We start from the raw sequence: 26,711 nt of genomic DNA on the forward strand, positions 1-26,711 counted from the left end.
GCCGTCCCCCGGTAAAATTCGCGCCCACAAAGGTTCAGTCTATGTCCATCTTCCGCCGTCCCCACTACACCTCCGAGATCACCAGCTTCATCGACGAGATGAAAACCAAGAAGCCGACGCTCGAGGCGGAACAGCGCGCGGGCCGCGCCCTGCTCTGGGACAAGCACCTCGACCGCGGCCTGCTCGAGGAATACGCGGAAGCCCGCGTGCCGCAGCAGCCCTACGTCTACCAGACCCAGGCCAAGTAAGAACATGATGCCGATGCGGCATCCGTCGCCCGCCAATGCTGGGCACGGCGCTACCTTTTCGATAGCGCCTGCCCGATGAGCGGACCGCGCGACGAGGACAGCGACACGCTGGTGGTGGCCATGCCCGAGGTGGTCGACCAGGTCGCGCTCGCCCGGCTCTACGGCGAGCCGCTGTTCGCGATGCCGAAGGACCTGTACATCCCGCCCGAGGCGCTGCAGGTCTTCCTCGAGGCCTTCGAGGGCCCGCTGGACCTGCTGCTGTACCTGATCCGCAAGCAGAACTTCAACATCCTCGACATCCCGATGGCCGCGCTGACGCGGCAATACCTGAGCTACGTCGACGAGATCCGCCAGACCAACCTCGAGCTCGCGGCGGAATACCTGCTGATGGCCGCGATGCTGATCGAGATCAAGTCGCGCATGCTGCTGCCGCCCAAGAAGGCGGCCGAGGGCGAGGAAGCCGAGGACCCGCGCGCCGAGCTCGTGCGCCGGCTGCTCGAGTACGAGCAGACCAAGCTGCAGGCCGCCTCGCTCAACGCGATGCCGACCTACGGGCGCGACTTCTGGCGCGCCCAGGTCTACATCGAGCAGTCGCTCAAGCCGCGCTTCCCCGAGGTGGCGGTGGTCGACCTGCGCGATGCCTGGGCCGACATCATGAAGCGCGCCAAGCTCGTGCAGCACCACAAGATCTCGCGCGAGGAGCTCAGCGTGCGCGAGCACATGAGCATCGTGCTGCGCCACCTGCAGGGCCAGCGCTTCGTGGAGTTCGAGAAGCTGTTCGACATCTCGCGCGGCGCGCCGGTGATGGTCGTGACCTTCATCGCGATGCTTGAGCTGGCCAAGGAAACCCTGATCGAGATCACGCAGGCCGAGGCCTTCGCGCCGATCTACGTGCGGCTGGCCTACTCTCCCGCCTGAAGCGCCATGCGGTCCACCTCCTTCGCGCGCCGCCCGGCGGCGCGGCACCTCCCCCTCACCCCGTCGGGCCGGACCGGTGCGCTGCCGCACCACCGATCCTGACCCTCGTCCCTTCCCGCGCGCCATGGCCTCCTCCCTCGATTTCGACGTCCTCATCGTCGGCAGCGGCCTCGCCGGGCTCTCCGCGGCCCTGCTGCTGGCGCCCACGCACCGCGTGGCGGTGCTGACCAAGCGCGCGCTGGCCGACGGCTCGAGCGCCTGGGCCCAGGGCGGCATCGCGGCGGTGCTGGCCGCGGGCGACAGCTTCGACGCCCACGTCGACGACACGCTGGTGGCCGGCGCCGGCCTGTGCGATGCGGCCGCCACGCGCTTCGTGGTCGAGCACGCGCCCGAGGCCATCGGCTGGCTGCGCGAGCTCGGCGTGCCCTTCTCCGAGGAGGACGGCGACCTGCACCTCACGCGCGAGGGCGGCCACAGCCAGCGCCGCATCGTGCATGTGACCGACGCCACCGGCGCGGCCGTGCAGCAGGTGCTGATCGAGCGCGTGCGCCGCACGCCCAACGTCACGCTGTTCGAGCACCACACGCTGGTCGACTTGGTCGCCGGCGAGCGGTTCGGTGCGCCCGAGGCGGGCTGCGCGGGCCTCTACGCGCTCGACGACGCCAGCGGCGAGGTGCTGGCCTTCCGCGCGCCGCACACCATCCTGGCCACGGGCGGCGCGGGCAAGGTCTACCTCTACACCACCAACCCCGACACCGCCACCGGCGACGGCATCGCCGCCGCCTGGCGCGCGGGCTGCCGGGTGTCGAACATGGAGTTCATCCAGTTCCACCCGACCTGCCTGTATCACCCGCATGCCAAGTCCTTCCTGATCAGCGAGGCGGTGCGCGGCGAAGGCGGGCTGCTGAAACTGCCTGAATCGGCGGGAGGCACCCGCTTCATGCCGCGGCACGACGAGCGCGCCGAACTCGCGCCGCGCGACGTGGTGGCGCGCGCGATCGACTTCGAGATGAAGAAGCACGGCCTGGACTGCGTGCATCTCGACATCTCGCACCAGAGCCCCGATTTCCTGCGGGCGCACTTCCCGAACATCCTCGCGCGCTGCGCCGAGCTCGGCATCGACATCACGCGCGAGCCGATCCCGGTGGTGCCGGCCGCCCACTACACCTGCGGTGGCGTGGTGACAGACCTGGCCGGCCGCACCGACCTGCCGGGCCTCTACGCGATCGGCGAGACCGCCTGCACCGGGCTGCACGGCGCGAACCGGCTGGCCAGCAATTCGCTGGTGGAGTGCATGGTGTTCGCGCGCGCGGCCGCCGCGGCCATCGGCGCCGCGCCGGCACGCGAGGCGGTGGCGCTGCCGGCCTGGGACGCGAGCCAGGTGACCGATGCCGACGAGGCGGTGGTGATCTCGCACAACTGGGACGAGCTGCGCCGCTTCATGTGGGACTACGTGGGCATCGTGCGCACCAACAAGCGCCTGGAGCGCGCCAGCCACCGCATCGCGCTGCTGCAGGCCGAGATCCACGAGTTCTACGCCAACTTCCACGTCACGCGCGACCTGCTCGAACTGCGCAACCTGGTGCAGGTGGCCGAGCTGATCGTGCGTTCCGCGCAGGCCCGCCACGAGAGCCGGGGCCTGCATTTCAGCCGCGACTATCCTTCGCTCGCCGAGCCCACCGCACCCACGGTGCTGGTGCCGGCCGACCGATAGCCCCACCCGTTCCCGCTTTCTTCAACCCCAGGATGCCCGGCCACCGACGCCCGCAGGGAGAAACCCAACCATGTCCAACGCCTCCACCCCGAACGAAGCCACCACCGCCACGCCCTACGGCACGCTGCCGCCGGCCTCGCAGCCCGCCACGCGCAAGCCGCTGAGCCTGCCGCGGCTGGCCGAGCTGCATGCGCGCGGCGAGAAGATCGCGATGCTCACGGCCTACGACGCCACCTTCGCGGCCGTGGCCGATGCCGCGGGCGTCGAATGCCTGCTGGTCGGCGATTCGCTCGGCATGGTCTGCCAGGGCCTGTCGAGCACGGTCGGCGTCACGCTCGAGACCATGCGCCATCACACCGACAGCGTCTCGCGCGGGCTGCGCCGCGTGCAGGGCACGGCCTGGCTGATCGCCGACCTGCCCTTCGGCAGCTACCAGGAGTCGCGCGAACAGGCGCTGCGCAGCGCCACCGTGCTGATGCAGGCCGGCGCCCACATGGTGAAGCTCGAGGGCGGCGGCTGGACCACCGAGACCGTGCGCTTCCTGGTCGAGCGCGGCATCCCGGTGTGCGCGCACCTGGGCCTGACGCCGCAGACGGTGCATGCGCTCGGCGGCTACCGCGTGCAGGGCAAGGGCGACGCCGCCGCGGCCCGGCTGCGCGAGGAGGCCCAGGCGCTGCAGGACGCGGGCGCCGCGATGCTGGTGCTCGAGATGGTGCCGGCCGCGCTGGCCACCGAGCTCACGGCCGAACTCACGCGCTGCGCCACCATCGGCATCGGGGCCGGCCGCGGCACCGCGGGCCAGGTGCTCGTGCTGCATGACATGCTGGGCCTGAACCTGGGCCGCATGCCGAAGTTCGTGCGCAACTTCATGGACGGCGCCGGCGGCATCCCGCAGGCGCTCGCGGCCTACGTGCGCGCCGTCAAGGACGGCAGCTTTCCCGACGACCGGCTGCACGCCTGGTAATCCACCCCTTTTTTCTTTTCTTCCTCACTCCAAGGAGACCGTCCCATGTTCATCGCCCGCACCATCCCCGAACTGCGCGACCACCTGGCACGCTTCGAGCACCCTGCCTTCGTGCCGACCATGGGCAACCTGCACGACGGCCACATCGCGCTGGTCACGCAGGCGAAGCCGCTGGGCGACGCCACCGTCGCGAGCATCTTCGTGAACCGGCTGCAGTTCCTGCCGCACGAGGACTTCGACACCTATCCGCGCACCTGGGACAGCGACTGCGCCAAGCTGGAAGCCGCCGGCTGCGACGTGCTGTTCGCGCCCGACGAGAAGGCGCTCTATCCCGAGCCCCAGACCTGCAAGGTGCATCCCGACCCGGCGCTGGCCGACATCCTCGAGGGCCACTTCCGACCCGGCTTCTTCGTCGGCGTGTGCACCGTGGTGATGAAGCTGTTCAGCTCCGTGCAGCCGCGCGTGGCGGTGTTCGGCAAGAAGGACTACCAGCAGCTGATGATGATCCGCCACCTGGTGCGGCAGTTCGCGCTTCCGATCGAGGTCGTGGGCGGCGAGACCCGCCGCGCCGGCGACGGCCTCGCGCTCTCCTCGCGCAACGGCTACCTCAGCGAGGGCGAGCGCGCCGAGGCAGTGCAGCTCTCGCGCGCGCTCAAGGAGATCGCCGAGGCCGTGCGCGGCGGCGGCGAGCTCGCGGCGATCGAGGGGCGCGCGATGCAGGCGCTGGCCCAGCGCGGCTGGCAGCCCGACTACCTCACGGTGCGCCGGCGCCTCGACCTGCAGCCGCCGGCCGCGCTCGACGGCGCCGAGCCGCTGGTGGCGCTCGCGGCGGCGCGCCTGGGCAGCACGCGGCTGATCGACAACCTCGAGATCGAGCCCTGGGCGGCGACGCCATGAGCTATAGCGTCAAGGAGATCTTCTACACGCTGCAGGGCGAGGGTGGCCAGGCCGGCATGCCCGCCGTGTTCTGCCGCTTCGCTGGCTGCAACCTCTGGAGCGGCCGCGAGGCCGACCGCGCCAGCGCCGTCTGCCGTTTCTGCGACACCGATTTCGTCGGCACCGACGGCACGCTGGGCGGCAAGTTCAAGGAGGCCGATGCGCTGGCCGACACCATCGCCGCGCAGTGGCCCGCCGACGATGCCGGCCACCGCCTCGTGGTGCTGACCGGCGGCGAGCCGCTGCTGCAGGTCGACGCCGCGCTGATCGATGCGCTGCATGCGCGCGGCTTCCGCATCGCCGTCGAGAGCAATGGCACCGTGGCCGCGCCCGAGGGCATCGACTGGCTCTGCATCAGCCCCAAGGCCGGCGCGCCCTGGGTGCAGCGGCGCGGCCAGGAACTCAAGCTGGTGTGGCCGCAGGAGGGCATCGACCTCGACGCGATGGCGCGCAGCGGCGAGTTCGCGCACCGCTTCCTGCAACCCATGGATGGCCCGCGGCAGGCCGCCAACACCGCGCTGTGCATCGATGCCTGCCTGCGCCAGCCGCGCTGGCGCCTCAGCGTGCAGACCCACAAGTTCACCGGCATCCGCTGATGCCCGCTTTCCCGTTCTTCCGTTCCCCATGCGATTCACGATCAGCCAACGCTTCTTCTTCGACGCCGCCCACACCCTGAAACGCGAGATCGAGGCCGAAGGCAGCCGCCGCATCCACGGCCACACCTACCACGCCGAGGTCTGGCTCGCGGGCGAGCGCGATCCCGCGACCGGCATGGTGATCGACCTGGGCCTGCTGCGGCGCCGGCTCGACGCGGTGCGCGATCGGCTCGACCACCGGCTGCTCGACGAGGTGCCGGGGCTGCACCCGCCCACGCTGGAGAACCTGTGCCTGTTCATCGCCGAGGCGTTGGGCGAACTTCAGGCTTCGCTGGCGCGCGTGCGGGTGTGGCGCGAGGCGCTCGGCGATTCCTGCACGTTGGAGTTCTGAACCGCCGGCAAGTCCTCGTTGGCGACGAAACGCATCTCGCGCCAGCGCACGAAGCGCGACTTCTTCACCAGCCTGTAGCCGAGCCAGGTCAGCAGGAACAGCGGGATGCCGATGTAGGTGGCGATCGCCCCGCCCCAGTCGATCCGTCCCTGCGTGAAGGCCTGGTAGTTCTGCCCGAGCGTGATGAGAAGGCACAGCACGAAAGCGATCAACGGCCCGAAGGGAAACAGCCCCGCGCGGTAGGGCAGCCGCGCGAGGTCGTGCCCCTGCAGCACGTAGCCGCGGCGAAACCGGTAGTGGCACACGGCGATGCTGAGCCAGACGATGAACTCGGTCATGCCCGCCGTGTTGAGCAGCCAGATGTAGACCACCTGCGGGCTGAAGATCGCGCTGAACAGGCACAGGCAGGCCAGCGCCGTGGTGCACATCAGCGCATTGAAGGGCACGCCCGCGCGCGTGAGCCGGGCCAGCGCGCGCGGCGCCTTGCCCTCGACCGCGAGGTTGAACAGCATGCGCGTGGCGGCGTACATGCCGGAGTTGCCGGCCGACAGCACCGACGTGAGGATCACGGCATTCATCACCGTGGCCGCCGACAGCAGTCCCGCGCGCTGGAACACCAGCGTGAACGGGCTCACCGCGATGTCGCTGACCTCGCTGCGCAGCAGGTGCGGATCGGTGTAGGGGATCAGGAAGCCGATCACCACGATGGCCAACACGTAGAACAGCAGGATGCGCCAGAACACCTGCCGCACCGCGCGCGGCACATTGCGCTTCGGATCCTCCGATTCGCCCGCCGCCACGCCCACGAGCTCGGTGCCCTGGAACGAGTAGGCCACGATCATCGCCACGCCGATCAGGGTGGCGAAGCTGCCGGCGAACGGTGCCTCGCCCGTGTGCCAGTTGGAGAAGCCGACGTTCTCCGCGCCGCGGACGATGCCCAGCAGCATGGCGACGCCGGTCACGATGAAGCCGATCACGGCCACCACCTTGATGAGCGCGAACCAGTACTCGCTCTCGCCGAAGCCCCGGGCCGAGAAGGCATTGAGCCCGACCATCAGCAGCAGGAACAGCAGGCTCCACACGATGCCGGGCATGCCGGGCCACCAGTAGGCCATGACCAGTTGCACCGCCACCAGGTCGACCGCGACCACGATCGCCCAGCTGAACCAGAAATTCCAGCCGAGCGCGAAGCCGAAGCCCTCCTCCACGTAGCGCGAGGCATAGGTCGAGAACGAGCCCGCCACCGGCATGAAGGCCGCGAGCTCGCCGAGGCTGGTCATGATGAAGTAGACCATCGCGCCGACGACCAGGTAGGTCAGCAGCGCGCCGCCGGGTCCGGCCTGCGCGATGGCAGAGCCCGAGGCGACGAACAGGCCGGTGCCGATCGCGCCGCCGATGGCGATCATGGACAGATGGCGCGCCTTGAGCACGCGATGCAGGCCGGCGGGCTCGGCGCGGGGCGCCGGCGCGGAAGAAGAAGGCATGGGCAGTCTCTTTGTCTCGTTGGCGCACCGCCGGCCCGCGGGCCGCGGCGATGCCGTCTTGTTGTGATGCGCGAACCGGCGCGTTGCCGGCTAGCGTTGCCGCGCGGAAGGCACCAGGGTGCTCTTGCCGAACAGGCTTTCCGTCAGGTCGACGACCAGCTCGGCGGTCTGGTTGCGCAGGTCGAGCGCCGGGTTCAGCTCGACGATGTCGAGCGAGCCCAGGCGGCCGGTGTCCGCGATCATTTCCATGCACAGCTGGGCCTCGCGGTAGTTGGGCCCGCCGCGCACCGTGGTGCCCGTGCCCGGCGCGATCTCGGGGTCGAGGAAGTCCACGTCGAAGCTCACATGCAGGTGCACCTCGTCGCCCGCCACGCCTTCGAGGGCCCGGTGCATGGTCTCGCGCATGCCGAGCTCGTCGATGGCGCGCATGTCGTAGACCTCGATGCCGAGCTCGCGGATCATGCGCCGCTCCGACGCGTCGACGCTGCGCAGGCCGACTTGGCACAGCGCATCGGGGCGGATGGCGGGCACCGTGTCCGACAGCGCCGAGAGGCCGGGCGGCCCGAGCCCGCAGAGGCTGGCCACCGGCATGCCGTGGATGTTGCCCGAGGGCGAGACCTCGGGCGTGTTGCAGTCCGAGTGCGCATCGAGCCACAGGATGCGCAGGCGCCGGCCGCGCGCGCGGCAATGGCGGGCCACGGCGCTGATGGAGCCGATCGCCAGGTGGTGGTCGCCGCCGAGCAGGATCGGCAGGCGGTCCACGCCCAGTTCGGCGGCCACGGCATCGTGCACGGCCTGGTTCCAGCGCACGCACTCGGCGAGGTTGCGCAGGCCGTCCACGCGCTCGCCCTGCGGATTGGGCGGGCCCGCGAGGTTGCCGATGTCCCGCACGTCGATGCCGAAGCGGCGCAGCGCCGGACCGAGCTGCGCGACGCGCAGCGCATCGGGGCCCATGGCGGCGCCGAGCCGGCTCGCACCCGCGTCGGTAGGAGCGCCGATCAGCGTGACGGCACGCATGCTCATCGAAGTACCTTCGTGCTTCGCACTGCGGTGCGAGCTTGCTTGGGAGCGGCCCGGCGCGGCGCTCATGCCGCCACCGCCGTGCGCGCGGCCACTGCCGACTCGGCCACAGCCGGCGGCTGCAGCAGCGCGTAGAGGTTCTTCGGGTCCGCCAGTTCGGGGATCAGCTCCAGCCGCTCGAGCACGCCGGCGGCGCCGGCCAGCGCGCGCATGTAGCGCAGCGCCGAATAGTCCTCGAGCGCGAAGCCCACCGAGTCGAACACCGTGATCTGCGTGGCCGAGGTCCGCCCGGGCGCCTCGCCGCGCAGCACGCGCCAGAACTCGGTGACCTCGAAGTCCGCGGGCATCTGCTGCAGGTCGCCCTCGATGCGGGTCTGCGGCTCGTACTCGACGAACACGCGGCCCTTGCGCAGCACCTCGGCCGCGAGCTCGGTCTTGCCGGGGCAGTCGCCGCCGACCGCGTTGACGTGCATGCCGGGCACGACCTGGTGGCCGCCGAGGATGGTGGCGTAGGCCTTGTCGGCCGTGACCGTGGTCACGATGTCGGCGCCGCGCAGCGCCTCGTCGGTGCTGCCGCAGCACACCACCTCGAGCGCGTGCGGTGCCAGGTTGGCGGCCAGCTTGTGCGTGGCGGCCGGATCGACGTCGTACAGCCGCAGCTGGCGGATGCCCAGCAGGCCGTGGAAGGCGAGCGCCTGGAATTCGCTCTGCGCACCGTTGCCGATCAGCGCCATGGTGCGGCTGTCGGGGCGCGCCAGCCGTCGCGCGACCATGACCGAGGTGGCGGCGGTGCGCAGCGCGGTGGTCAGCGTGAGCTCGCTGATGAACTCGGGCATGCCGGTGTCCACGCTGGCCAGCGCGCCGAAGGCCATCACCGTCGGCAGGCCGCTGCGCGTATTGATCGGATGGCCGTTGACGTACTTGAAGGCGAACTCCCGGTCGTCCGAGACCGGCATCAGCTCGATCACGCCGTGCGGAGAATGGTTGGCGGTGCGCGCGGACTTCTCGAAGTCCTGCCAGCGCCCGAAATCCTCTTCCAGAGCCTGCGCCATGCCGCGCATGGTTTCGACCACGCCGGTGCGCCGGACCAGTTCGGCGGCGCGCGTGGGGCTCAGGAAGAAGGTCTCGAGGTGGTGGGGCGCCGCGTCTCGCGCCGTGTGTTTTCGTGTCATTCGCTCATCTCCTGGTTGGGACGTTCAAAGGCTCCCACAGAAGAAGATCAAATCAAATCGCCAAGACTGCCTTTAATATGGCAATAGTCGATCAATTTGAATGATCCATCTGCCGAAATGAACGATCTCGACGCGAAGCTCATCGCGCAGCTGCACCACAACGCGCGCGCCAGCGTGGCCACCCTCGCGGCCCGCCTCGGGGTCTCGCGCGGCACCGTGACCAACCGCATCCGCAAGCTCGAGGACGCCGGCGTGATCGTGGGCTACACGGTGCGGCTGCGGCCCGAAACCGAACTCAGCGGCCTCACGGCATGGATGAGCATCTCCGTCGAGGGCAACGACACGCGCCGCATCACGGCCTCGCTGCTGGGCGAGCCCGGCGTGGCCTCGCTGCACAGCACCAACGGCCGCTGGGACCTGCTGGCCGAGCTGCAGGTGGGCAGCCTGGTCGAGCTGGCCCACGTGCTGGAACGCATCCGGCTGATCAAGGGCATCAGCAACAGCGAGACCAGCATCCACCTCGAAACCATCAAGGCGCCACTGCGCAAGGAAAGCCGGACGCCGAAGCCGGCCTGACGAAATGACGCGGTACCGGTGGCGAAATGCACGCAACCGGCGCCATGCGCGCATTCGGCGCCCTGTGTTCTGCCCGGCGCCCGTGTCACGCTCGGTGCGTTTTTTTCTTCGACACCACCAGGGAGGACTCCAGCTTGAAACCCCATTCGACCCCACGCCGCTTCGCGGCCATCGCCGGCGCCACGGCCGCGCTGCTGCTCGCCGCGGGCTGCGCCCAGACGCAGGCCCCGCCCGCTGCCGCGGGTGCCGGCACGAACAACCTGCTGATCGGCGCCGTGGCCTGGAAGCAGACCGCGGCCGAGTACCGCGCGCTCTATCACCAGGGCTTCAACGTGGCGCGCATGCACGTGGAGGCGGCGCTGCAGAAGCGCCGCCCGGGCGACAAGCCGCTGGCGGTGGTGACCGACATGGACGACACGATCCTGCTGCCGCTCGCCTACTGGGGCTACCTGATCAACGAGGGCCAGGATTTCTTCGACGATCCGAAGTGGGACGCTTGGATCCCGAAGAACCAGATCGTGCCCTCGCCCGGCTCGCAGGAGTTCCTGCGTTTCTGCCGGGAGAACGGCGTGGAGGTGTTCTACGTGACCAGCCGCGAACAGGGCGAACGCACCTACGAGTACGCGATGGAACACCTCAAGGTGCTGGGCGCGCCCTATGCCGACAGGGAGCACCTGACCGTGCTGCGCGACAGCAGCAACAAGCAGCCGCGGCAGGAGCAGATCGCGCAGCAGTTCGACGTGGTGGTCTACCTCGGCGACAACCTCAACGACTTCCGGCGCAAGTACTACGTGAAGAACGTGGACCAGCGGATGCAGGCGATGGAAGCCGACCGCGAGCAGTTCGGCCGCAAGTACGTGCTGTTCCCGAACCCGACCGACGGCCACTGGATGGCCGCGATCTTCGGCGACTCGGAGCCGCCGGCGAACGACGCCAACCGGCAGCTGTTCAGGAAGGCAGCGACCCGTTCCGCCTGGGACGGGCGCTGAGGGGCTTCGTCAGGCCGCGCCGATCCCGGCCACCAGGCTGCCCGGTGCGATGCCGTTCTTCAGGCCGGCCGTGAAGGCCAGCATGCGGTCGATCGGCACGCGCGCGCGCAGGCCCAGCGCCGGGTCGACGTGGATCTCGCCGGCGCCGGTCTCGAGCGCGTTCGCGAGGTCGGCCAGGCCGTTCATCGCCATCCACGGGCAATGCGCGCAGCTCTTGCAGGTGGCGCCGTTGCCGGCCGTGGGCGCCTCGATGAAGGTCTTGCCCGGGTTGAGCGTGCGCAGCTTGTGCAGCATGCCGTTGTCGGTCGCGACGATGAACTCGGTCGCGTCGAGCTGGCGCGCGGCGTTGAGGATCGCCGAGGTCGAGCCCACGGCATCGGCCAGCGCGATCACCTCGGCCGAGGATTCGGGATGCACCAGCACCTTGGCGCGCGGATGGGCCTGCTTGAGCAACTCGAGCTCGAGCGCCTTGAACTCGTCGTGCACGATGCAGGCGCCGTTCCAGCTCACCATGTCGGCGCCGGTCTGGCGCTGGATGTAGTCGCCGAGATGGCGGTCGGGGCCCCAGAGGATCTTGCGGCCCTGCGCATGCAGCGCGCCCACCACGTCGAGCGCGCAGCTCGAGGTGACCAGCCAGTCGGCGCGCGCCTTCACGGCGGCGCTGGTGTTGGCGTAGACGACCACGGTGCGGTCGGGATGGGCGTCGCAGAAGGCGCTGAATTCGTCGACCGGGCAGCCCAGGTCGAGCGAGCAGTTGGCGTCGAGGTCGGGCATCAGCACCCGCTTCTCGGGCGACAGGATCTTGGCGGTCTCGCCCATGAAGCGCACGCCCGACACCACCAGCGTGCCGGCCGCATGGTCGCGGCCGAAGCGCGCCATCTCGAGCGAATCGCTCACGATGCCGCCGGTTTCCTCGGCCAGGTCCTGCAGGTCGGAGTGGACGTAGAAGTGCGACACCATGACGGCGTTGCGCTCGCGCAGCAGGCGGCGGATGCGCTCCTTGAGCGCCTCGCGCTCGGTGGGCGTGGGCTCGGGCGGCACGCGGGCCCAGGCGCGGCGGGTGTCGCAGACGCTCCCTTCGGCCGGCTGTTCGTACTCGACATCGATGACGGCGGAGGAAGCCATGTGCGTCTCTCCCTCAGCGGTCCTGGAAACGCATCGAGAAATCGATGGCCTTGACGTCCTTGGTCAGCGCGCCGACCGAGATCCGGTCGACGCCGGTCTCAGCCAGTTCGCGCAGGCCGTCGAGCGTGACGCCGCCCGAGATCTCGAGCACCGCGCGGCCTTCGCCGGCGGCGTCGTTGATGCGCACCGCCTCGCGCAGGGTGGGCAGATCCATGTTGTCGAGCAGCACCATGCGCGCGCCGGCCTCGAGCGCCTCCTGCAGCTGCGCCAGGGTCTCGACCTCGATCTCGACGAAGTCGGCGCGCGCTGCCGCCGGGGCCACTGCGCGCAGCGCGGCGGCCACGCCACCGGCCGCGGCGATGTGGTTTTCCTTGATCAGCACGGCGTCGTACAGGCCGATGCGGTGGTTGAGGCCGCCGCCGGTGCGCACCGCGTACTTCTGCGCCAGGCGCAGGCCCGGCAGCGTCTTGCGCGTGTCGACGATGCGCGCGCGCGTGCCCTCGACGATGTCGCTGTAGAGCGCGGCCTTGGTCGCCACGGCGCTCAGCAGTTGCAGGAAGTTGAGCGCGGTGCGCTCGGCGGTCAGCAGCGCGCGGGCCGGGCCTTCCATCTCGAGCACGACCTGGTTCGGCTCGCAGCGCCCGCCCTCGGCGCAGCGCCAGTCGATGCGCACCTGCGGATCGAGCTGCGCCAGCGTGGCCTCGACCCAGGGCGCGCCGCACAGCACGGCCGGCTCGCGCACCAGCACGCGCGCGTGGGCGCGGCGGCCGGCATCGACCAGGGAGGCGGTGAGGTCGCCGTCGGCGACGTCCTCCTGCAATGCGCGGGCCGCATCGGCCTGGGCCAGCGCGGCGATGGCCGGCGCGGAGAAATCGAAACGGGAACGCATGGGGCGGTTTGTCTTCCGGATGTTGTTATGGGGGCGGCCGGACCGATTCGGGCACCGGGTCGCGCCCGGTCAGCGCGGCCACGGCATCGGCCGGGCTCACGCGGCCGTCGAGCAGCGCGACCACGCCTTCGGCGATGGGCATTTCCACGCCCAGCCCGCGCGCGCGCTGCACCACGGTGCGGGCGCAGTAGACGCCCTCGGCCACGTGACCGAGCGAATCGACCGCCTGCGCCAGGGTGCGGCCCTGGGCCAGCAGCAGGCCGACCTTGCGGTTGCGCGACAGGTCGCCGGTGGCGGTCAGCACCAGGTCGCCCAGGCCCGACAGGCCCATGAAGGTGTCGGTGCGGGCGCCGAGCGCGAGGCCGAAGCGGGTCATCTCGGCCAGGCCGCGCGTGATCAGCGCGGCGCGTGCATTGAGGCCCAGCGCGAGGCCGTCGCACAGGCCGGTGGCGATGGCCAGCACGTTCTTGACCGCGCCGCCGACCTCGACGCCGACGATGTCGTCGTTGGCATAGACCCGCAGCGCGGGTCCGTGGAAGGCGTCGACCAGCGCGTCGCGCACGGCGGCATGCGGGCTGGCGGCGACCAGCGCGGTGGGGCGGCCCTCGGCCACTTCCTGCGCGAAGCTCGGGCCGCTGAGCACGCCGGCCAGCAGGTCAGGCGCGACCTGCGCGCGAATCTCGTGGGCCAGCAGGCCGAAGGAGGAAACGGTGGTGTTCGCGGCCTGCGCGGGCTCGACGCCCTTGCAGAGCCAGGCGACCGGCACGCGGGTGCCGCTGTCGCGCAGGGTCTCGAGCTGCTGGCGCAGCGCGGCCATGGGCGTGGCCACGATGACCAGGTCGGCGCCGGCCTGCGCCTGGCCGATGCCGCCCGCGCGCACCGAGAGCGAGGCCGGCAGTGCCAGCCCCGGCAGGTAGCGGGTGTTCTCGCGGGCCCGGGAGATGGTCTCGGCCTGGGCCGCGTCGCGGGCCCACAGCGTGACCTCGTGGCGGGCGGCCGCATTGACGGCCACCGCCGTGCCCCAGGCGCCGGCGCCATGAACGCAGATCTTCATCGGCGTCGCGGCGTTGCGTACCGTCGGGCTTACTGCGTGATGATGGGCGACGGCTGGCCGGCGGCCTGAGCCTGCTGCTGCTCGTACATGGCCTGGAAGTTGATTTCGGCCAGGTGCACGGGCGGGAAGCCGCCGCGCTGGATCACGTCGGCCACGTTGCCGCGCAGGTAGGGGTAGACGATCTGCGGGCAGGCGATGCCGAGGATCGGGCCCATCTGGTCTTCGGGCAGGTTGCGGATCTCGAAGATGCCGGCCTGCTTGGCTTCGACCAGGAACACGGTCTTGTCGCCGATCTTGGTCTGCACGGTGGCGGACACCGACACCTCGAAGATGCCGTCGGCCACGGGCTGGGCGTCCACGCCGAGCTGGATGTCGACGGTGGGCTGTTCCTGTTCCAGCAGGATCGCGGGCGAGTTGGGTTGTTCGAGCGACAGGTCCTTGAGGTAGACGCGCTGGATCTGGAACACGGGATCTTGGGCTTGCTGGTCGGCCATGGCTGAACTTTCGAGGGTCAAAACAAGGCCCGCCGGGGGATGGTTTCCCGCGGCGGGCCGCAGATGGGTGAACGGACGATTATCGCCCGGCGATGTGACGGCTACGGACCGGCGGTCGGCCGGGCCTCGATCAGGCCGGCTGGCCCTGCAGCAGCGGCACCAGGCCGCCGCGGCTGTCGAGCGCCATCAGGTCGTCGCAACCGCCCACGTGGGTGTCGCCGATGAAGATCTGCGGCACCGTGCGGCGCTGGGTGATCTCCATCATGGCGATGCGCGCCTGGGGATCGCTGTCGATGCGGATCTCCTCGATCTGCTCGACGCCCTTGGACTTGAGGATCTGCTTGGCGCGTGTGCAGTAGGGGCACACGGCGGTGGTGTACATCTTGACGGCTTGCATGGTTCGTATCTCGGTGGGGTTCAGGCCTTTTCAACCGGCAGATTAGCCGCTTTCCACGCTTTGAGCCCGCCGGACACCGCTTGGGCCTGCTCGTAACCCAGCTTCTTGGCCGCGGCCACCGCGCGCTGCGCGCGCGAGCCGTTCTCGCACACCAGCAGCAGCGGCACGTTCTTGTTCTTGACCGTGGAGGCCAGCTTTTCCTCGAGCTGGGCCAGCGGCACGTTCTTGGCGCCGATCATGTGGCCGGCGGCGAATTCCTCGGGATCGCGCAGGTCGACCAGCACCGCGCGCTCGCGGTTGATGAGGTGCACCGCCGCGTCGGCCGTCAGCGTGCCGCCCCCCGCGCCGCGAATCAGCGGCCAGGCCAGCATGGCGCCCGAGCTGAGCACGATCAGGACCAGCATCCAGTTCGCAGTGACGAATTCGATCAATTTCACGAGGGTTCCTTGGAGAGAGGCAAACCCGGGATTTTAGAATGTCGGGTTTACAAAGCGCTGCCAAAGGCCTCCGACATGCACAAACTGGTACTGATCCGCCACGGCGAATCGACCTGGAACCTCGAAAACCGCTTCACCGGCTGGACCGACGTCGACCTGACCGAGACCGGCGTCGAGCAGGCCAAGCAGGCGGGCCGGCTGCTGAAGGCCGAGGGCTACGACTTCGACGTGGCCTACACCAGCGTGCTCAAGCGCGCCACGCGCACCCTGTGGCACACGCTCGACGAACTCGACCGCACTTGGCTGCCGGTGGTGCATTCGTGGCGCCTCAACGAACGCCACTACGGCGGCCTGCAGGGCCTGAACAAGGCCGAAACGGCCAAGAAGTACGGCGACGAGCAGGTGCTGGTCTGGCGCCGCAGCTACAGCACGCCGCCGCCGCCGCTGGAAGCCGACGACCCGCGCAGCGAACGCAGCGACGTGCGCTACGCCAAGCTCTCGCCCGAGCAGATCCCGCTGACCGAATGCCTGAAGGACACGGTGGCGCGCGTGCTGCCATTCTGGAACGAGTCGATGGCCCCGGCCATCCGCACCGGCCGCCGCCTCGTGGTGGCGGCGCACGGCAACTCGATCCGCGCGCTGGTGAAGTACCTGGACGGCATCTCGGACGACGACATCGTCGGCCTGAACATCCCGAACGGCATTCCCCTGGTGTACGAGCTCGACGACGATCTCAAGCCGCTGCGGCACTACTATCTGGGCGATGCCGCCGCCGCCGAGAAAGCCGCCGCCGCGGTCGCCTCGCAAGGCAAAGGCTGAAGCCGCGCTGTAGAAAAACCGTGCCCGCCGCTCCACCCGTGGAACCCCGGCGGGCAATTTGTTTCCAAGCTGTGTATATTGGTTCGACAGCCGACAAGGACACTTACCCATGGGCCAGAAACTCAAGATCACCGGCTGGGTCGCCGCCGGCGCCGTTGCAGGCGTCCTGACCACCGCCTCGCTGCAGACCGTCGCGCGCGGCTCGCTCGCGCCACTGCCGCTCGAGGAACTGCAGCAGCTCGCTGCCGTGTTCGGCATGGTCAAGAGCGACTACGTCGAACCGGTCGACGAGAAGAAGCTGATTTCCGACGCCATCTCCGGCATGGTCGCCGGGCTCGACCCGCATTCCCAGTACTTCGACAAGAAGTCCTTCAAGGAATTCAGGGAAGGCACCACCGGCCGCTTCGTCGGCGTGGGCATCGAGATCTCGCAGGAAGACGGCCTGATCAAGGTGGTCTCCCCGATCGAGGGCTCGCCCGCGTTCCGTGCCGGCCTCAAGCCCAATGACCTGATCACCAAGATCGACGACACCGCGGTGCGCGGCCTGTCGCTCAACGAGGCGGTCAAGCGCATGCGCGGCGAGGCCAACACCAAGGTGCTGCTGACGATCTTCCGCAAGGACGAGAGCCGTACCTTCCCGGTCACGATCACGCGCGAGGAAATCCGCACCCAATCGGTGCGCGGCAAGATGATCGAGCCGGGCTACGGCTGGATCCGCCTGTCGCAGTTCCAGGAGCGCACGGTCGACGACTTCGTGAAGAAGATCGACGACCTGTACAAGGAAGACCCGAACCTCAAGGGCCTGGTGCTCGACCTGCGCAACGACCCGGGCGGCCTGCTCGACGCGGCCGTGGCGGTGTCGGCGGCCTTCCTGCCCGAGAACGCCACGGTGGTCACCACCGACGGCCAGCTCGCCGAGAGCAAGGCGGTCTACAAGGCGGCGCCCGAGTTCTACCAGCGCCGCTCCGGCAGCGACCCGCTGCGCAGCCTGCCGGCCTCGCTGAAGTCGGTGCCGCTGGTGGTGCTCGTGAACGAAGGCTCGGCCTCGGCCAGCGAGATCGTCGCGGGCGCGCTGCAGGACCACAAGCGCGCCACCATCATGGGCAGCCAGACCTTCGGCAAGGGCTCGGTGCAGACCGTGCGCCCGCTCGGCCCCGACACCGGCCTGAAGATCACCACCGCGCGCTACTACACGCCCAGCGGCACCTCGATCCAGGCCAAGGGCATCGTGCCGAACGTGCTGGTCGACGAGAGCGCCGAGGGCAGCCCCTTCGCCGCGCTGCGCATGCGCGAGGCCGACCTCGAGAAGCACCTGGCCAGCGGCCAGGGCCCCGAGGTGAAGGACCCCGAGCGCGAGAAGGCCCGCGACGAGGCCCGCAAGCGCCTCGAGGAAGAAGCCAAGAAGCCGCCGCAGGACCGCAAGGTGCCCGAGTTCGGCTCCGACAAGGACTTCCCGCTGGTGCAGGCGCTCAACCGCCTCAAGGGCCAGCCGGTGCTGGTCAGCAAGACGCAGGTGATCGTCGACAACAAGGAAGAGAAGAAGGAGAACTGACCGGCCGGGGCGCGAGCCCCTCCGGACGCTCCGACTTCGCATCCCACCGCAGGGGACCGGCCAGACCGGTCCCTTTTGCTTTCTCCCCCGCCATGAACGAAGACGACGACCTGCTGCGCTATTCGCGCCACATCCTGCTCGAGGAATTCGGCATCGATGGCCAGGCGCGCGTGAGCGCCGGCCGGGTGCTGGTGATCGGCGCCGGCGGGCTGGGGTCGCCGGCCGTGCTCTATCTCGCGGCGGCGGGCGTGGGGCGCATCGTGCTGGTCGACGACGACGAGGTCGACCTCACCAACCTGCAGCGCCAGGTCGCCCACACCGAGGCGCGCGTGGGCCAGCCCAAGGTGGCGTCGGCGGCGCAGGCCATGCGCGACATCAATCCCGGCATCGCCATCGAGACCCACGTGCTGCGCCCCGACGAAGACCAGCTGTCGGCGCTGGTCGCCGCGGCCGACGTGGTGCTCGACTGCACCGACAACTTCGTGACGCGCCAGGCCGTCAACCGCGCCTGCGTGGCGCACGGCAAGCCGCTGGTGGCGGGTGCCGCGATCCGTTTCGACGGGCAGCTCAGCGTGTACGACGTGCGCGATCCGGCCTCGCCCTGCTATGCCTGCCTGTTCCCGCCCGACGCGGCCTTCGAGGAGACGCTGTGCGCGGTGCTCGGGGTGTTCGGACCGGTGGTCGGCACCATCGGCACCCTGCAGGCGCTCGAGGCGCTCAAGCTGCTCGCGGGCATCGGGCCGTCGCTGGCGGGCCGGTTGCTGATGTTCGACGGGCGCAGCGCCTCGTTCGACACGCTGCGCGTGGCACGCGATCCGCACTGCGGTGTCTGCGCGGCGCAGCGCGCCGCACCCTAGCCAGCCCCGCTCGGGGTCAGGGCTGCTGCTTCGCGCCCTTGGCCCGCGCCGCGCCGTTGGCGGCGGCGCCGGCGGTCGGCTTGTTGGCCTGGGCCAGCACCGCCTTGCAGTCGGAATCCTCGCCGGGGCCGGTCTCGATGGTCGCGGCCAGCGCCAGCAGCGGGTTGACCGCGCCCAGTGCCAGGGCCGCCAGTCCACGGCCCGCCAGCGGCCCGACCTGCAGCCCGCCCTTGGGATCGCCGAAGCTGCCGCTGACCACCAGCGGCGTGCGGATCGACAGCAGGCTCTTGCTCTTGGGCTCCTGGTGGATCACGAAATCCAGCCCCTCGGTGGCGAAATTGGCCTGTCCCGTGGCCGTGAATAGCGCATTGGTGGTGTCCACCAGCAGGGTGCGGCCGGTCGCCAGCCCCTTGTTCACGTCGAAGGCCACGGCCGCGCAGCGCAGTTCCACGTCGCGGTCGCCGCGCAGCAGGAACTTGAGGATGTCGCCGCCCACCAGCGTCGCGAACACCGGCAGCAGGTTGCCGAACTGGCCGCGGCCGGCCAGCACCGCCACGTCGCCCGAGGCGCCGCCGAGCCAGTTGGCCACGGTGCTGCCCGAGCCCGAGAGGTTGATGCGGCCGTCGAGCCGGCCCAGGCTGTTGCCGGTGGTCTCGAGCTTGGGGAACAGCCGCGCGAGCTGCATCGCGCGCACGTCGAGCGCGGCGCGGATGTCGGCAGGGTTCTTCGAACCGTCGATGCGGATCGCGCCGGCCAGCTTGCCGCCGGCCACGCCGAGCTCGAGCGGGTCGAGCGTGAGCACGCTGTCCTTGAGCTTGACCTGCACGCTGCCGCTGTCGAGCGGAACCTCGCGCACGTTGCGGATGCGCTCGGCCGTGTACTTCACGTCGGCATTCATCGCGCGCAGGCGCTCGAAGTCCAGCGGCGCGGTCGGCAGCACCTTGCCGCCCGGGCGCTTGACCTGGGTCACGGTCGGCGGCGGCGCCACGCCCTCGACGGTGGCGGCGGTGCGCGCGGTCGGCGGCAGGCCGATCAGCGGGCCGAGATCGTCCATGTCCATCACCTTCGAGCGCAGCTCGCCCGCGAGGTAGGGCACCTGGGCGGCCTGGTCGAAGCGCATGTCGCCCGCGATGTCGGACAGGCCCAGCTTGCCCTGCAGCGCCTTGGCCTCCCACAGCGTGCCGCGCTTGCTCAGGGTGCCGCGCACCGCGTAGGGCGAGGTCTGCGGCAACGCGATGCCCAGCAGCGGGAACAGCGCGCCCAGGGTCTGGCCGCGGATGTCGAACTTGGCGTCGATGCCGTCGAGGTCCGCGAGCGAGCCCACGGTGCCGCTGGCCTTGAGCTTGGTCTGGCCCGCGGCCGCGTCGATCTCGAGCGGGAACGGGGGCGCGCCGGCCGCGTTGATCTGCATCACGTTGCCGGTGCGGCCCTGGGCCGTGAGCGGCTGGCCCTTGTAGCGGCCCTTGATGCGGTAGTGCACCGGCAGCGCACCGCGCGCGGTGTCGTAGCTGACGTCGGCATGGATGTCCACGCCCAGGTGCTTGGCCAGGAAGTCGATGGCACCGCCGTCGATCTCGATGGTGCCGATCACGGGCGCGGTGCCGGCGTCGGAGGTGTCCTTGCCGAAGGCCCAGGTGCGCCGGCCGTCGGCTTCCATCTGCAGGCCCACGGTGGGCGAGGCGAGCACCAGCCGCGGGATCTCGATGCGGCGCGAGACCAGCGGCCAGAGGCGGATGTCGAACTCGGCGCGCTCGGCCTTCACGAGGTAGGGATCGCGCGCCCACGAGGGGTTGGCGAACTCGATGCCGTCGAACTTGACGGTGGCGCCGCGCCAGCCGAGATCGACGTCGAGCCGGCGCGTGATCTCGAACTTGCGGCCGGTCTTCTCGCTCACGTAGCGGTTGACCGGCTCGCGCAGCACGTCCCAGGGGAAGAACAGGATGGCGATCACCAGCGCCGCAAACAGCGCGAGCAGCAGCACGATCAGCTTCTGCCACAGCGGAAATCTGCGCGGGAGGGTGCGGGTGTGATCCATCGCCATGCCTGCATGATGACCGCATCGCGCGCGCCGTCCAGGTCGGCGCAGGGCCGCAACCCGCGTACGGCATCACCTACCGCGCGCCGAGCGACGCCAGGGCCCTCGCCTGCGGGTGCGTCGGAACCCGCCTACAGATGCCTCGCACTGAACCCTGCATGATGCGCGGCAGGGAGGCCTCATCGTCCAGAGCCCGGTCCAGCCAGCACCAGCCCTCTGTCTCAGAGCGCCGGCCGCGCGGCACACATCATTCGGGCAACGTCGGAGGAAGCGCGGTTCGTCATGGATTCCAGATTGAAGACCTACATCGTCGAGGACAACCTCACGATCCGTGAAAACCTCATCGGCACCCTGGAAGAACTGGCGCGCACCGTGGTGGTCGGCTATGCGGAAACCGAAGACCACGCGATCGAATGGCTGCGCACGCATGCCGCCGAATGGAACCTCGCGGTGGTCGATCTGTTCCTCAAGCAGGGCAGCGGGCTGGGCGTGCTGAAGGCCTGCACCGAGCGGCGCCCCGAACAGAAGGTGGTGGTGCTCAGCAACTATGCGACGCCCGACATCCGCAGGCGTTGTGCGCAGTTCGGCGTGGACGCGGTGTTCGACAAGTCCAACGAGATCGACGCGCTGGTCGATTTCTGCCTGCGCGCGGTGGCGTCGCAGCCACCGGGGCCGGGCTGAGCCCCGGCGCGAACGGTGGCTCTCTCAGTCGATCAGCTTGTTCTTGAGGGCGTAGTACGTGAGGTCGCTGTTGGAGGAGAGGTTCATCTTCTCCATCAGCCGCGTGCGGTAGGTGCTCACGGTCTTCACCGACAGCGACAGCGTCTTGGCGATGTCGCCCGCGGTCTCGCCCTTGGCCAGCTTCAGGAACACCTGGAACTCGCGTTCCGAGAGCTGCTCGTGCGGCGCGGCGTCGTCCTTGCGGTCGAGCTGGCGGGCCAGCAGTTCGGCGACGGCGGGGGTGATGTAGCGGCGGCCCAGCGCGATGGTGCGGATCGCGTTGACGATCTCCATCGGATCGCACTCCTTGTTGAGGTAGCCGCTCGCGCCCTGCCGGATCAGGTTCATCGCGTAGTGTTCCTCGGGGTACCCGCTCAGGATCAGGATGCCGACGTCGGGCGCCTTGGCACGGATCATGGCGAGCGCATCGATCCCGCTTTGCCCCGGCATCGACAGGTCCATCACCAGCACGTCGAGTTCGGTCGTGCGCACGAGTTCGATCGCCTCGCGACCGCTGGCGGCCTCGCCGGCCACGCGCAGATCCACGTGCTCGGAGAAGAACTGCCTGAGGCCCGATCGCACGATGGCGTGGTCGTCCACAATTCCAATTTTGATCATCTGTTACTTTCGTCGTTGTGTTGCCGGTCCGCGGGCCGCAACATGCCGGTTCCCTGATCGTTGTCAATTATTCACGATCTTGTCTTGAAAGCGGACTCAATAGTTTCATGCGTTGGCTAGCCTTCCCCAAAATGGCCCTGAGCCTGCTGCTCGCGGCACTGGCGGCGCTGGCGCTCGTCGGCATCAACGAGGCGGGCTACCGGCAGTCCAGTATCGCCTTGGCCGAGATCGACGCCGCCCAGAAGGTGCGCAGCGTGCTCAACCAGCTGCTGCAGAACATCCTCGATGCAGAAACGGGCCAGCGCGGCTATCTGCTGACAGGGGAAGCCGCCTATCGGCAACCCTACGACAACGCGATCCAGCAGATCGACGGCAACCTGGCGAGCCTGCGCGAGCAGTATGCCGGCCGGCCGGCCGAGACGGCCCAGCTGGCCGAGCTGTCGAAACACGTGCTGCGCAAGGTGTCCGAGATGGACATGAGCGTGCGCCTGCGCTCGGACGGCAAGGAGGACGCCTGGAAGTTCGTCATCACCACCGACGTCGGCCGCGAGGAGATGGATTCCATCCGCGAGAAGGCCCGGGGCCTGGTGGAGCTCAGCAACAAGACCCTGCACGACAGCCAGACCCAGGTGATGCTGTCGCTGCGGCTGGCGCGCTTCGGCACCAGCATCGTGGCGCTGGCGGCCCTGTTCGCCTTCTTCCTGTACCTGCGCCAGACGCACGTGCTGCGCTCGATCGGCGAGCGCCAGCAGGAAACCCTGCAGCGCGAGCGCAATGCCCTGGAGGACGAGGTGCGCGAGCGCACCACCTCGCTGGCCGAGCTGGCGACCCACCTGCAGGACGTGCGCGAGACCGAGCGCGGCTTCCTGGCGCGCGAGCTGCACGACGAGCTGGGCTCGCTGCTGACCGCCGCCAAGCTCGACGTGGCGCGGCTGAAGTCGCGGCTGGCCGACTCGCCCGATGCGATCCAGCGGCTGCAGCATCTGACCGAGCTGCTCAACAGCGGCATCGCGCTCAAGCGCCGCATCATCGAGGACCTGCGCCCGTCCTCGCTGGCCAACCTGGGGCTGGTGGCCTCGCTCGAGATCCTCGGGCGCGAGTTCGGCGAACGTTCGGGCATCCACGTCGACATGCAGCTGGAGCCGGTCAGCACCGACGAGTCGCGCCAGCTCACCATCTACCGGATGGTGCAGGAGAGCCTGACCAACATCGGCAAGTACGCCGAGGCCACCGAGGCCACGATCTCGATGAAGGACCACGACACGCACGTGGTGGTCGAGGTGGTCGACAACGGCAAGGGCTTCGACGCCCTGAAGATGCGCCCGTCGACCCATGGCCTGGCCGGCATGCGCCACCGCGTGGAAGCAGCGCACGGCAAGCTCACGGTGGAATCGACGCCCGGGCACGGCACGCGCATCGCGGCGATGCTGCCGGTGGCGTAGGCCCGAAGCCCTGCCTCGTGTGCCGGCGCATTCGTGCCGGATTTCACGCGATTTGATGGGCGGCCGGGCGGACTCGGCCATCTCCTACGCCCCGCCCCCCCTGCCACTGACAGGTCCGCCATGGGCCGACCCTTAAGGTCTGTCCATGCCGTGTTCCTCCCCATCGGACACGCGGCTTTTCCAACAACGAGGGCAGCCTCCAAGGAGTTCCGCATGTTGCACTACGCAGTGGTCTTTCTGGTCATCGCGCTGATCGCCGCCTTGTTCGGCTTCGGCGGTATCGCCGCCAGCGCCGTCGGCATCGCCAAGATCCTCTTCGTGATCTTCGCCGTGCTCGCCATCGCGAGCTTCCTGGCCGGCTTGCTACGAAGCAAGTAGCGTCGGTACGATTCACAGGCTCTCGCAAATCATTCCCGGAAAGGACTTTTCATGAACACGACCAAGACCCCCCAGCAACTCGCCGATGACGCACGCCAGACCGCCAACGACGCTGTCGATACCACGCGTGCCTATGCACAGAATGCGGTGAATGCGGCGGGCGAAAAGGTCCGCGAGCTGCGTCGCGACGCGGAACCGGCGGTCGAACAGCTCGCAGCGCGCGTGCAGCAGGCCGTGCAGCGCGGCCTCGATGCCGCATCGACCACCAGCGCCCGTGCCCAGCGCCGCCTCGAGCAGGCCGCCGACTCGACCGGCCGCTACATCTCCGACCAGCCCGTGCGCTCGGTGCTGATCGCCGCCGCGGCCGGTGCCGCCATCACCGCACTGATCGTGCTGGCCAGCCGCCGTCGGGACGACTATTGATCGCCTGAAGCATCGGCCCCGCTCCGCAGCACCATGCTTCATCCGATCTTTTCCACGGTGCTCGGGCACCCGGAGCTCATCGCCGAACACATCGCCAATTACGCGGCCCTGGTCCGGCAGGAGTCGGGCACTGCGGCCCGCGGGCTGATCGCCCGCATCGTCGCGGGCATCCTGGCGGCAGCCACCTTCGTGCTGGCGCTGGGACTCATCGGCGTGGCGGTGCTGCTGGGCGTGCTGCACGGCAGTTTTCATTGGGTGCTGATCGCGGTTCCCGGCGTGGCGCTGGCGATCGCCGCGATCTGCGCCTGGATCGCATCCCGTCCCTTCATCGCCCATGGGTTCGACGATCTGCGTGCGCAGGTCGACGCCGACCTGCAGGCCCTTCACGAAGCCGGAGGCCGCCATGGCCGGCACTGATCCCCGCGCCCTGCTGACGCCGAAGGAACGGCTGGCGCTGTCGCGCCGCGCGCTGGTGCGCGAACTCAACGGCGGACGCGAGCCCGACTCGGAACCGCGCACGCCGCAGCAGGAACGCGCCCGGCGCGATGCCGAAGCGGCCTTCGCGCAGTCCGACCCCGACGATGCCGGCGCCGCCTTCGAAGGCCAGCGCGCGCACGATGCGGGCGATGGACGCGGCGGCAATGCCCGCGTCTGGGCCTCGGTCGCGCGCAGCATGGCCGAGCGCTGGTGGCGCCGCCATCCGGCGCACGCGGCGGGCCAGTTGGCCCGGCCGCTGCTCGAGCGCTATGCGCGCAAGGAGCCGGCCAAGCTGATGGCCATTGCCGCGGCCACCGGCGCTGTGGTGGTGCTGGTCAGGCCCTGGCGGCTGCTGTCGGTGACGGCGGTGCTGGCCGCGGTGCTCAAGACGTCCGACCTGGCCGACATCGTGAACACGCTCATGCAGCAGAAAACAACTCCCCCACGAAAGGATCCCCCATGAAAGCCAATGCCTCCACTCCGGCGAAGGACCACCAGCACCTGGTGCTGGACCAGAAGGGCCTCGATGCCGCGGCCCACAGCCTCGACGACGGCGCCGTCACCCCGGCCTACGGCCCGTGGCGCGACGACATCGTCAAGCTGCTGAACGACGCGCTCGCCACCGAGCTGGTCTGCGTGCTGCGCTACAAGCGCCACTACTTCACCGCCAACGGCGTGGAGTCGCCGGCCATCGCCGACGAATTCCTGGTGCATGCCAACGAGGAATCGGGCCATGCCGACCGCATCGCCGAACGCATCGTGCAGCTGGGCGGCGAACCCGATTTCGCGCCCGATCACCTGCGCGAACGCAGCCACGCCGGATACGACGAATCGACCGACCTGCAGGCCATGGTGCGCGCCAACCTCGTGGCCGAGCGCATCGCGGTCGAGTCGTACCGCCAGATGATCAACCTGATCGGCGACAAGGACCCGACCACCCGCCGCATGCTCGAGGACATCCTCTCGGACGAGGAAGAGCACGCCGACGAGCTGAAGGACTGGCTAGGCCACTGACCCGGCAGCCACCCAGGAAAAAGCCCGGCATGCCGGGCTTTTTCTTTGGGGGCGGGAGGAAACGAGTCCGAAGACTCGAAAAACTCAGCCCTTCACCTCGAGCCGGTTGTCGACCGAGGTCACGCCCTGCACGCCCTTGGCGATCTGCTCGGCGCGCTCCTTGGCGGCGGCGCTCGGCGCGGGCCCCTGCAGGCTCACGGCACCGGCCTTGGTGTCGACGTCGATCTTGATGGCGCTGAGGTCGGGATCCTTCGCCAGGCCGGCCGAGATGGCGGCGGTGATGGCCGCGTCGTCCACCGTGTTCGCGACGGCGCTGCCGGCGTCCTTCACGGCTTCCTTCGCGTTGGCGGCACCATCCTTCACGCTCTGCGAATCGATCCGGGTCTTGGCCTCCTCGGCCATCTTCACGGTCTTGTCGCGCGCGGTGTCGACGGCCTGCTCGGTGCGCGCCACGGCGCTGTCGAGCTTCTCGCCGGCGGTGCGGCCATCGTTCTTGTCGCAGGCGGCCAGCGCGAGGCTGCCGCCGGCGATCGCCAGCACGGCGAGCCAGGTGCGCGTGCGCGAAGCGGACGGCTGTATCGAAATGGTCATGGGAACCTCCACATCGATGGAATGAAAAGAAAAAAGGCTGCGCCCTCGCGGGCCGCAGCCATGTCGCCTCAGAGCTTGTCGGCGCCGGACTTGATGGCGTCCTTCGCCTTTTCCTTCACGTCGCCATAGGTGCTCTGCACCTTGCCGGCGGCCTGGTCGGCAACGCCTTCGCCTTCGAGCTTCTCGTTGCCCACGACCTTGCCGGCGACTTCCTTGAGCTTGCCCTTGGCCTGGTCGACGCGGCCTGCCACTTGATCCTTGTTCATTGCGATGTCCTTCCTGATTCGGTCACGAAGCACCCGGAGATCGGGCGCATGGGCCGGCGGCCCATGACGTCAATCTAGCGACCGGATCGGGCCGCTGCGCCGCGACGGCGGCTCG

Annotated in this window: 32 protein-coding genes; 19 read left to right on the plus strand and 13 right to left on the minus strand. The window is 69.4% G+C overall.

From position 1 onward, the window contains the following. Window positions 1-41 precede the first annotated feature (41 nt). The 7 genes from BM109_RS04605 (at window position 42) to BM109_RS04635 (ending at window position 5,767) form a co-directional block, all read left to right on the plus strand. Window positions 42-248 (plus strand): DUF3460 family protein, encoded by a 207-nt coding sequence (locus BM109_RS04605; protein WP_057597652.1) that lies wholly within the window; start codon window positions 42-44, stop codon window positions 246-248. Between the two features lie 75 nt (window positions 249-323). Continuing rightward, on the plus strand, window positions 324-1,166 hold the full coding sequence (locus tag BM109_RS04610) for a segregation and condensation protein A (RefSeq protein ID WP_057597651.1): 843 nt from the start codon (window positions 324-326) through the stop codon (window positions 1,164-1,166). A gap of 124 nt (window positions 1,167-1,290) precedes the next feature. Then, a complete protein-coding gene (gene nadB / locus BM109_RS04615) occupies window positions 1,291-2,880 on the plus strand; it encodes an L-aspartate oxidase (RefSeq protein ID WP_093340932.1) in 1,590 nt (529 codons plus the stop codon). A 70-nt stretch (window positions 2,881-2,950) separates the two neighbouring features. Beyond that, window positions 2,951-3,844, plus strand: coding sequence for a 3-methyl-2-oxobutanoate hydroxymethyltransferase (gene panB / locus BM109_RS04620; protein ID WP_093340934.1), 894 nt, complete (start codon window positions 2,951-2,953; stop codon window positions 3,842-3,844). Window positions 3,845-3,889: 45 nt separating this feature from the next. After that, window positions 3,890-4,741 (plus strand): pantoate--beta-alanine ligase, encoded by an 852-nt coding sequence (gene panC / locus BM109_RS04625; RefSeq protein WP_093340935.1) that lies wholly within the window; start codon window positions 3,890-3,892, stop codon window positions 4,739-4,741. Beyond that, window positions 4,738-5,376 (plus strand): 7-carboxy-7-deazaguanine synthase, encoded by a 639-nt coding sequence (gene queE, locus BM109_RS04630; RefSeq protein ID WP_057592030.1) that lies wholly within the window; start codon window positions 4,738-4,740, stop codon window positions 5,374-5,376. The genes panC and queE overlap by 4 nt, the downstream gene beginning before the upstream one ends. 28 nt (window positions 5,377-5,404) lie before the next feature. Next, on the plus strand, window positions 5,405-5,767 hold the full coding sequence (locus BM109_RS04635) for a 6-pyruvoyl trahydropterin synthase family protein (RefSeq protein ID WP_093340937.1): 363 nt from the start codon (window positions 5,405-5,407) through the stop codon (window positions 5,765-5,767). Here BM109_RS04635 and BM109_RS04640 read toward each other — a convergent pair. From BM109_RS04640 to BM109_RS04650, 3 genes are all read right to left on the minus strand, one after another. After that, window positions 5,698-7,251 (minus strand): amino acid permease, encoded by a 1,554-nt coding sequence (locus tag BM109_RS04640; RefSeq protein ID WP_093340939.1) that lies wholly within the window; start codon window positions 7,249-7,251, stop codon window positions 5,698-5,700. The two genes, BM109_RS04635 and BM109_RS04640, sit on opposite strands and share 70 nt — an antisense overlap. 90 nt (window positions 7,252-7,341) lie before the next feature. Further along, the gene (rocF, locus tag BM109_RS04645; protein ID WP_093340941.1) at window positions 7,342-8,274 is read right to left on the minus strand and encodes an arginase; all 933 of its coding nucleotides are present in this window, start codon (window positions 8,272-8,274) and stop codon (window positions 7,342-7,344) included. 62 nt (window positions 8,275-8,336) lie between these two features. After that, window positions 8,337-9,443 (minus strand): ornithine cyclodeaminase, encoded by a 1,107-nt coding sequence (locus tag BM109_RS04650; RefSeq protein WP_093340943.1) that lies wholly within the window; start codon window positions 9,441-9,443, stop codon window positions 8,337-8,339. A 117-nt stretch (window positions 9,444-9,560) separates the two neighbouring features. Here BM109_RS04650 and BM109_RS04655 point away from each other — a divergent pair, with 117 nt between their 5' ends. Together BM109_RS04655 and BM109_RS04660 are read left to right on the plus strand one after the other, a co-directional pair. Then, a complete protein-coding gene (locus BM109_RS04655; RefSeq protein WP_093340944.1) occupies window positions 9,561-10,019 on the plus strand; it encodes an Lrp/AsnC family transcriptional regulator in 459 nt (152 codons plus the stop codon). A 134-nt stretch (window positions 10,020-10,153) separates the two neighbouring features. Next, entirely contained in the window at window positions 10,154-11,008 is an 855-nt protein-coding gene (locus BM109_RS04660; RefSeq protein ID WP_218159347.1) for a 5'-nucleotidase, lipoprotein e(P4) family, read from the plus strand. 9 nt (window positions 11,009-11,017) lie between these two features. On the opposite strand, the gene nadA is transcribed toward BM109_RS04660, so the two are convergent. The 6 genes from nadA to BM109_RS04690 all read right to left on the minus strand — a co-directional run bounded on the left by nadA (window position 11,018) and on the right by BM109_RS04690 (window position 15,371). Beyond that, entirely contained in the window at window positions 11,018-12,133 is a 1,116-nt protein-coding gene (gene nadA, locus BM109_RS04665) for a quinolinate synthase NadA (protein ID WP_093340946.1), read from the minus strand. Between the two features lie 13 nt (window positions 12,134-12,146). Beyond that, window positions 12,147-13,022 (minus strand): carboxylating nicotinate-nucleotide diphosphorylase, encoded by an 876-nt coding sequence (gene nadC, locus BM109_RS04670; RefSeq protein ID WP_093340947.1) that lies wholly within the window; start codon window positions 13,020-13,022, stop codon window positions 12,147-12,149. 25 nt (window positions 13,023-13,047) lie between these two features. Next, the gene (locus tag BM109_RS04675; protein WP_093340949.1) at window positions 13,048-14,076 is read right to left on the minus strand and encodes an NAD(P)H-dependent glycerol-3-phosphate dehydrogenase; all 1,029 of its coding nucleotides are present in this window, start codon (window positions 14,074-14,076) and stop codon (window positions 13,048-13,050) included. A 29-nt stretch (window positions 14,077-14,105) separates the two neighbouring features. After that, window positions 14,106-14,570: a protein-export chaperone SecB gene (gene secB / locus BM109_RS04680; RefSeq protein ID WP_093340950.1), complete on the minus strand. Its 465-nt coding sequence runs from the start codon at window positions 14,568-14,570 to the stop codon at window positions 14,106-14,108. Window positions 14,571-14,700: 130 nt separating this feature from the next. Further along, window positions 14,701-14,967, minus strand: a complete 267-nt coding sequence (grxC, locus tag BM109_RS04685) for a glutaredoxin 3 (protein WP_093340951.1) — start codon at window positions 14,965-14,967, stop codon at window positions 14,701-14,703. A 20-nt stretch (window positions 14,968-14,987) separates the two neighbouring features. After that, on the minus strand, window positions 14,988-15,371 hold the full coding sequence (locus BM109_RS04690) for a rhodanese-like domain-containing protein (RefSeq protein WP_281077002.1): 384 nt from the start codon (window positions 15,369-15,371) through the stop codon (window positions 14,988-14,990). A 108-nt stretch (window positions 15,372-15,479) separates the two neighbouring features. On the opposite strand from BM109_RS04690, the gene gpmA reads away from it, so the two are divergent. The 3 genes from gpmA to BM109_RS04705 all read left to right on the plus strand — a co-directional run bounded on the left by gpmA (window position 15,480) and on the right by BM109_RS04705 (window position 18,632). Next, entirely contained in the window at window positions 15,480-16,223 is a 744-nt protein-coding gene (gene gpmA / locus BM109_RS04695) for a 2,3-diphosphoglycerate-dependent phosphoglycerate mutase (protein WP_093340953.1), read from the plus strand. 109 nt (window positions 16,224-16,332) lie between these two features. After that, on the plus strand, window positions 16,333-17,775 hold the full coding sequence (locus BM109_RS04700; protein WP_093340955.1) for a S41 family peptidase: 1,443 nt from the start codon (window positions 16,333-16,335) through the stop codon (window positions 17,773-17,775). A gap of 92 nt (window positions 17,776-17,867) precedes the next feature. After that, the gene (locus BM109_RS04705; RefSeq protein ID WP_093340956.1) at window positions 17,868-18,632 is read left to right on the plus strand and encodes a HesA/MoeB/ThiF family protein; all 765 of its coding nucleotides are present in this window, start codon (window positions 17,868-17,870) and stop codon (window positions 18,630-18,632) included. Between the two features lie 16 nt (window positions 18,633-18,648). On the opposite strand, the gene BM109_RS04710 is transcribed toward BM109_RS04705, so the two are convergent. Further along, window positions 18,649-20,667, minus strand: coding sequence for an AsmA family protein (locus BM109_RS04710; protein ID WP_093341265.1), 2,019 nt, complete (start codon window positions 20,665-20,667; stop codon window positions 18,649-18,651). 282 nt (window positions 20,668-20,949) lie between these two features. On the opposite strand from BM109_RS04710, the gene BM109_RS04715 reads away from it, so the two are divergent. Next, the gene (locus BM109_RS04715) at window positions 20,950-21,348 is read left to right on the plus strand and encodes a response regulator (RefSeq protein WP_093340958.1); all 399 of its coding nucleotides are present in this window, start codon (window positions 20,950-20,952) and stop codon (window positions 21,346-21,348) included. A gap of 24 nt (window positions 21,349-21,372) precedes the next feature. Here BM109_RS04715 and BM109_RS04720 read toward each other — a convergent pair whose 3' ends face one another. Next, window positions 21,373-22,005 carry a response regulator gene (locus BM109_RS04720; RefSeq protein ID WP_057592041.1) on the minus strand — a complete coding sequence of 211 codons (633 nt, stop codon included), beginning with the start codon at window positions 22,003-22,005 and terminating at the stop codon, window positions 21,373-21,375. A 131-nt stretch (window positions 22,006-22,136) separates the two neighbouring features. Between BM109_RS04720 and BM109_RS04725 the strand changes: the two genes are divergently transcribed. From BM109_RS04725 to BM109_RS04750, 6 genes are all read left to right on the plus strand, one after another. Continuing rightward, window positions 22,137-23,447, plus strand: coding sequence for a CHASE3 domain-containing protein (locus BM109_RS04725; RefSeq protein WP_093340959.1), 1,311 nt, complete (start codon window positions 22,137-22,139; stop codon window positions 23,445-23,447). Between the two features lie 213 nt (window positions 23,448-23,660). After that, entirely contained in the window at window positions 23,661-23,825 is a 165-nt protein-coding gene (locus BM109_RS04730; RefSeq protein WP_082321940.1) for a DUF1328 domain-containing protein, read from the plus strand. Between the two features lie 51 nt (window positions 23,826-23,876). Next, the gene (locus BM109_RS04735) at window positions 23,877-24,248 is read left to right on the plus strand and encodes a hypothetical protein (protein ID WP_093340961.1); all 372 of its coding nucleotides are present in this window, start codon (window positions 23,877-23,879) and stop codon (window positions 24,246-24,248) included. A gap of 33 nt (window positions 24,249-24,281) precedes the next feature. Further along, entirely contained in the window at window positions 24,282-24,665 is a 384-nt protein-coding gene (locus tag BM109_RS04740) for a hypothetical protein (RefSeq protein ID WP_093340962.1), read from the plus strand. Then, entirely contained in the window at window positions 24,652-25,188 is a 537-nt protein-coding gene (locus tag BM109_RS04745) for a hypothetical protein (protein ID WP_093340964.1), read from the plus strand. Before BM109_RS04740 ends, BM109_RS04745 begins: the two co-directional genes overlap by 14 nt. Further along, on the plus strand, window positions 25,185-25,739 hold the full coding sequence (locus tag BM109_RS04750; RefSeq protein WP_093340965.1) for a ferritin-like domain-containing protein: 555 nt from the start codon (window positions 25,185-25,187) through the stop codon (window positions 25,737-25,739). The genes BM109_RS04745 and BM109_RS04750 overlap by 4 nt, the downstream gene beginning before the upstream one ends. Before the next feature lie 84 nt (window positions 25,740-25,823). Here BM109_RS04750 and BM109_RS04755 read toward each other — a convergent pair whose 3' ends face one another. Together BM109_RS04755 and BM109_RS04760 are read right to left on the minus strand one after the other, a co-directional pair. Beyond that, complete coding sequence (locus tag BM109_RS04755; protein WP_093340967.1) at window positions 25,824-26,330, minus strand: BON domain-containing protein; 507 nt, start codon at window positions 26,328-26,330, stop codon at window positions 25,824-25,826. A gap of 68 nt (window positions 26,331-26,398) precedes the next feature. Continuing rightward, the gene (locus BM109_RS04760) at window positions 26,399-26,596 is read right to left on the minus strand and encodes a CsbD family protein (protein ID WP_093340968.1); all 198 of its coding nucleotides are present in this window, start codon (window positions 26,594-26,596) and stop codon (window positions 26,399-26,401) included. Between the last annotated feature and the right edge of the window lie 115 nt (window positions 26,597-26,711).

It is taken from the genome of Variovorax sp. PDC80 (genome assembly GCF_900115375.1).
Lineage (GTDB): Bacteria > Pseudomonadota > Gammaproteobacteria > Burkholderiales > Burkholderiaceae_C > Variovorax.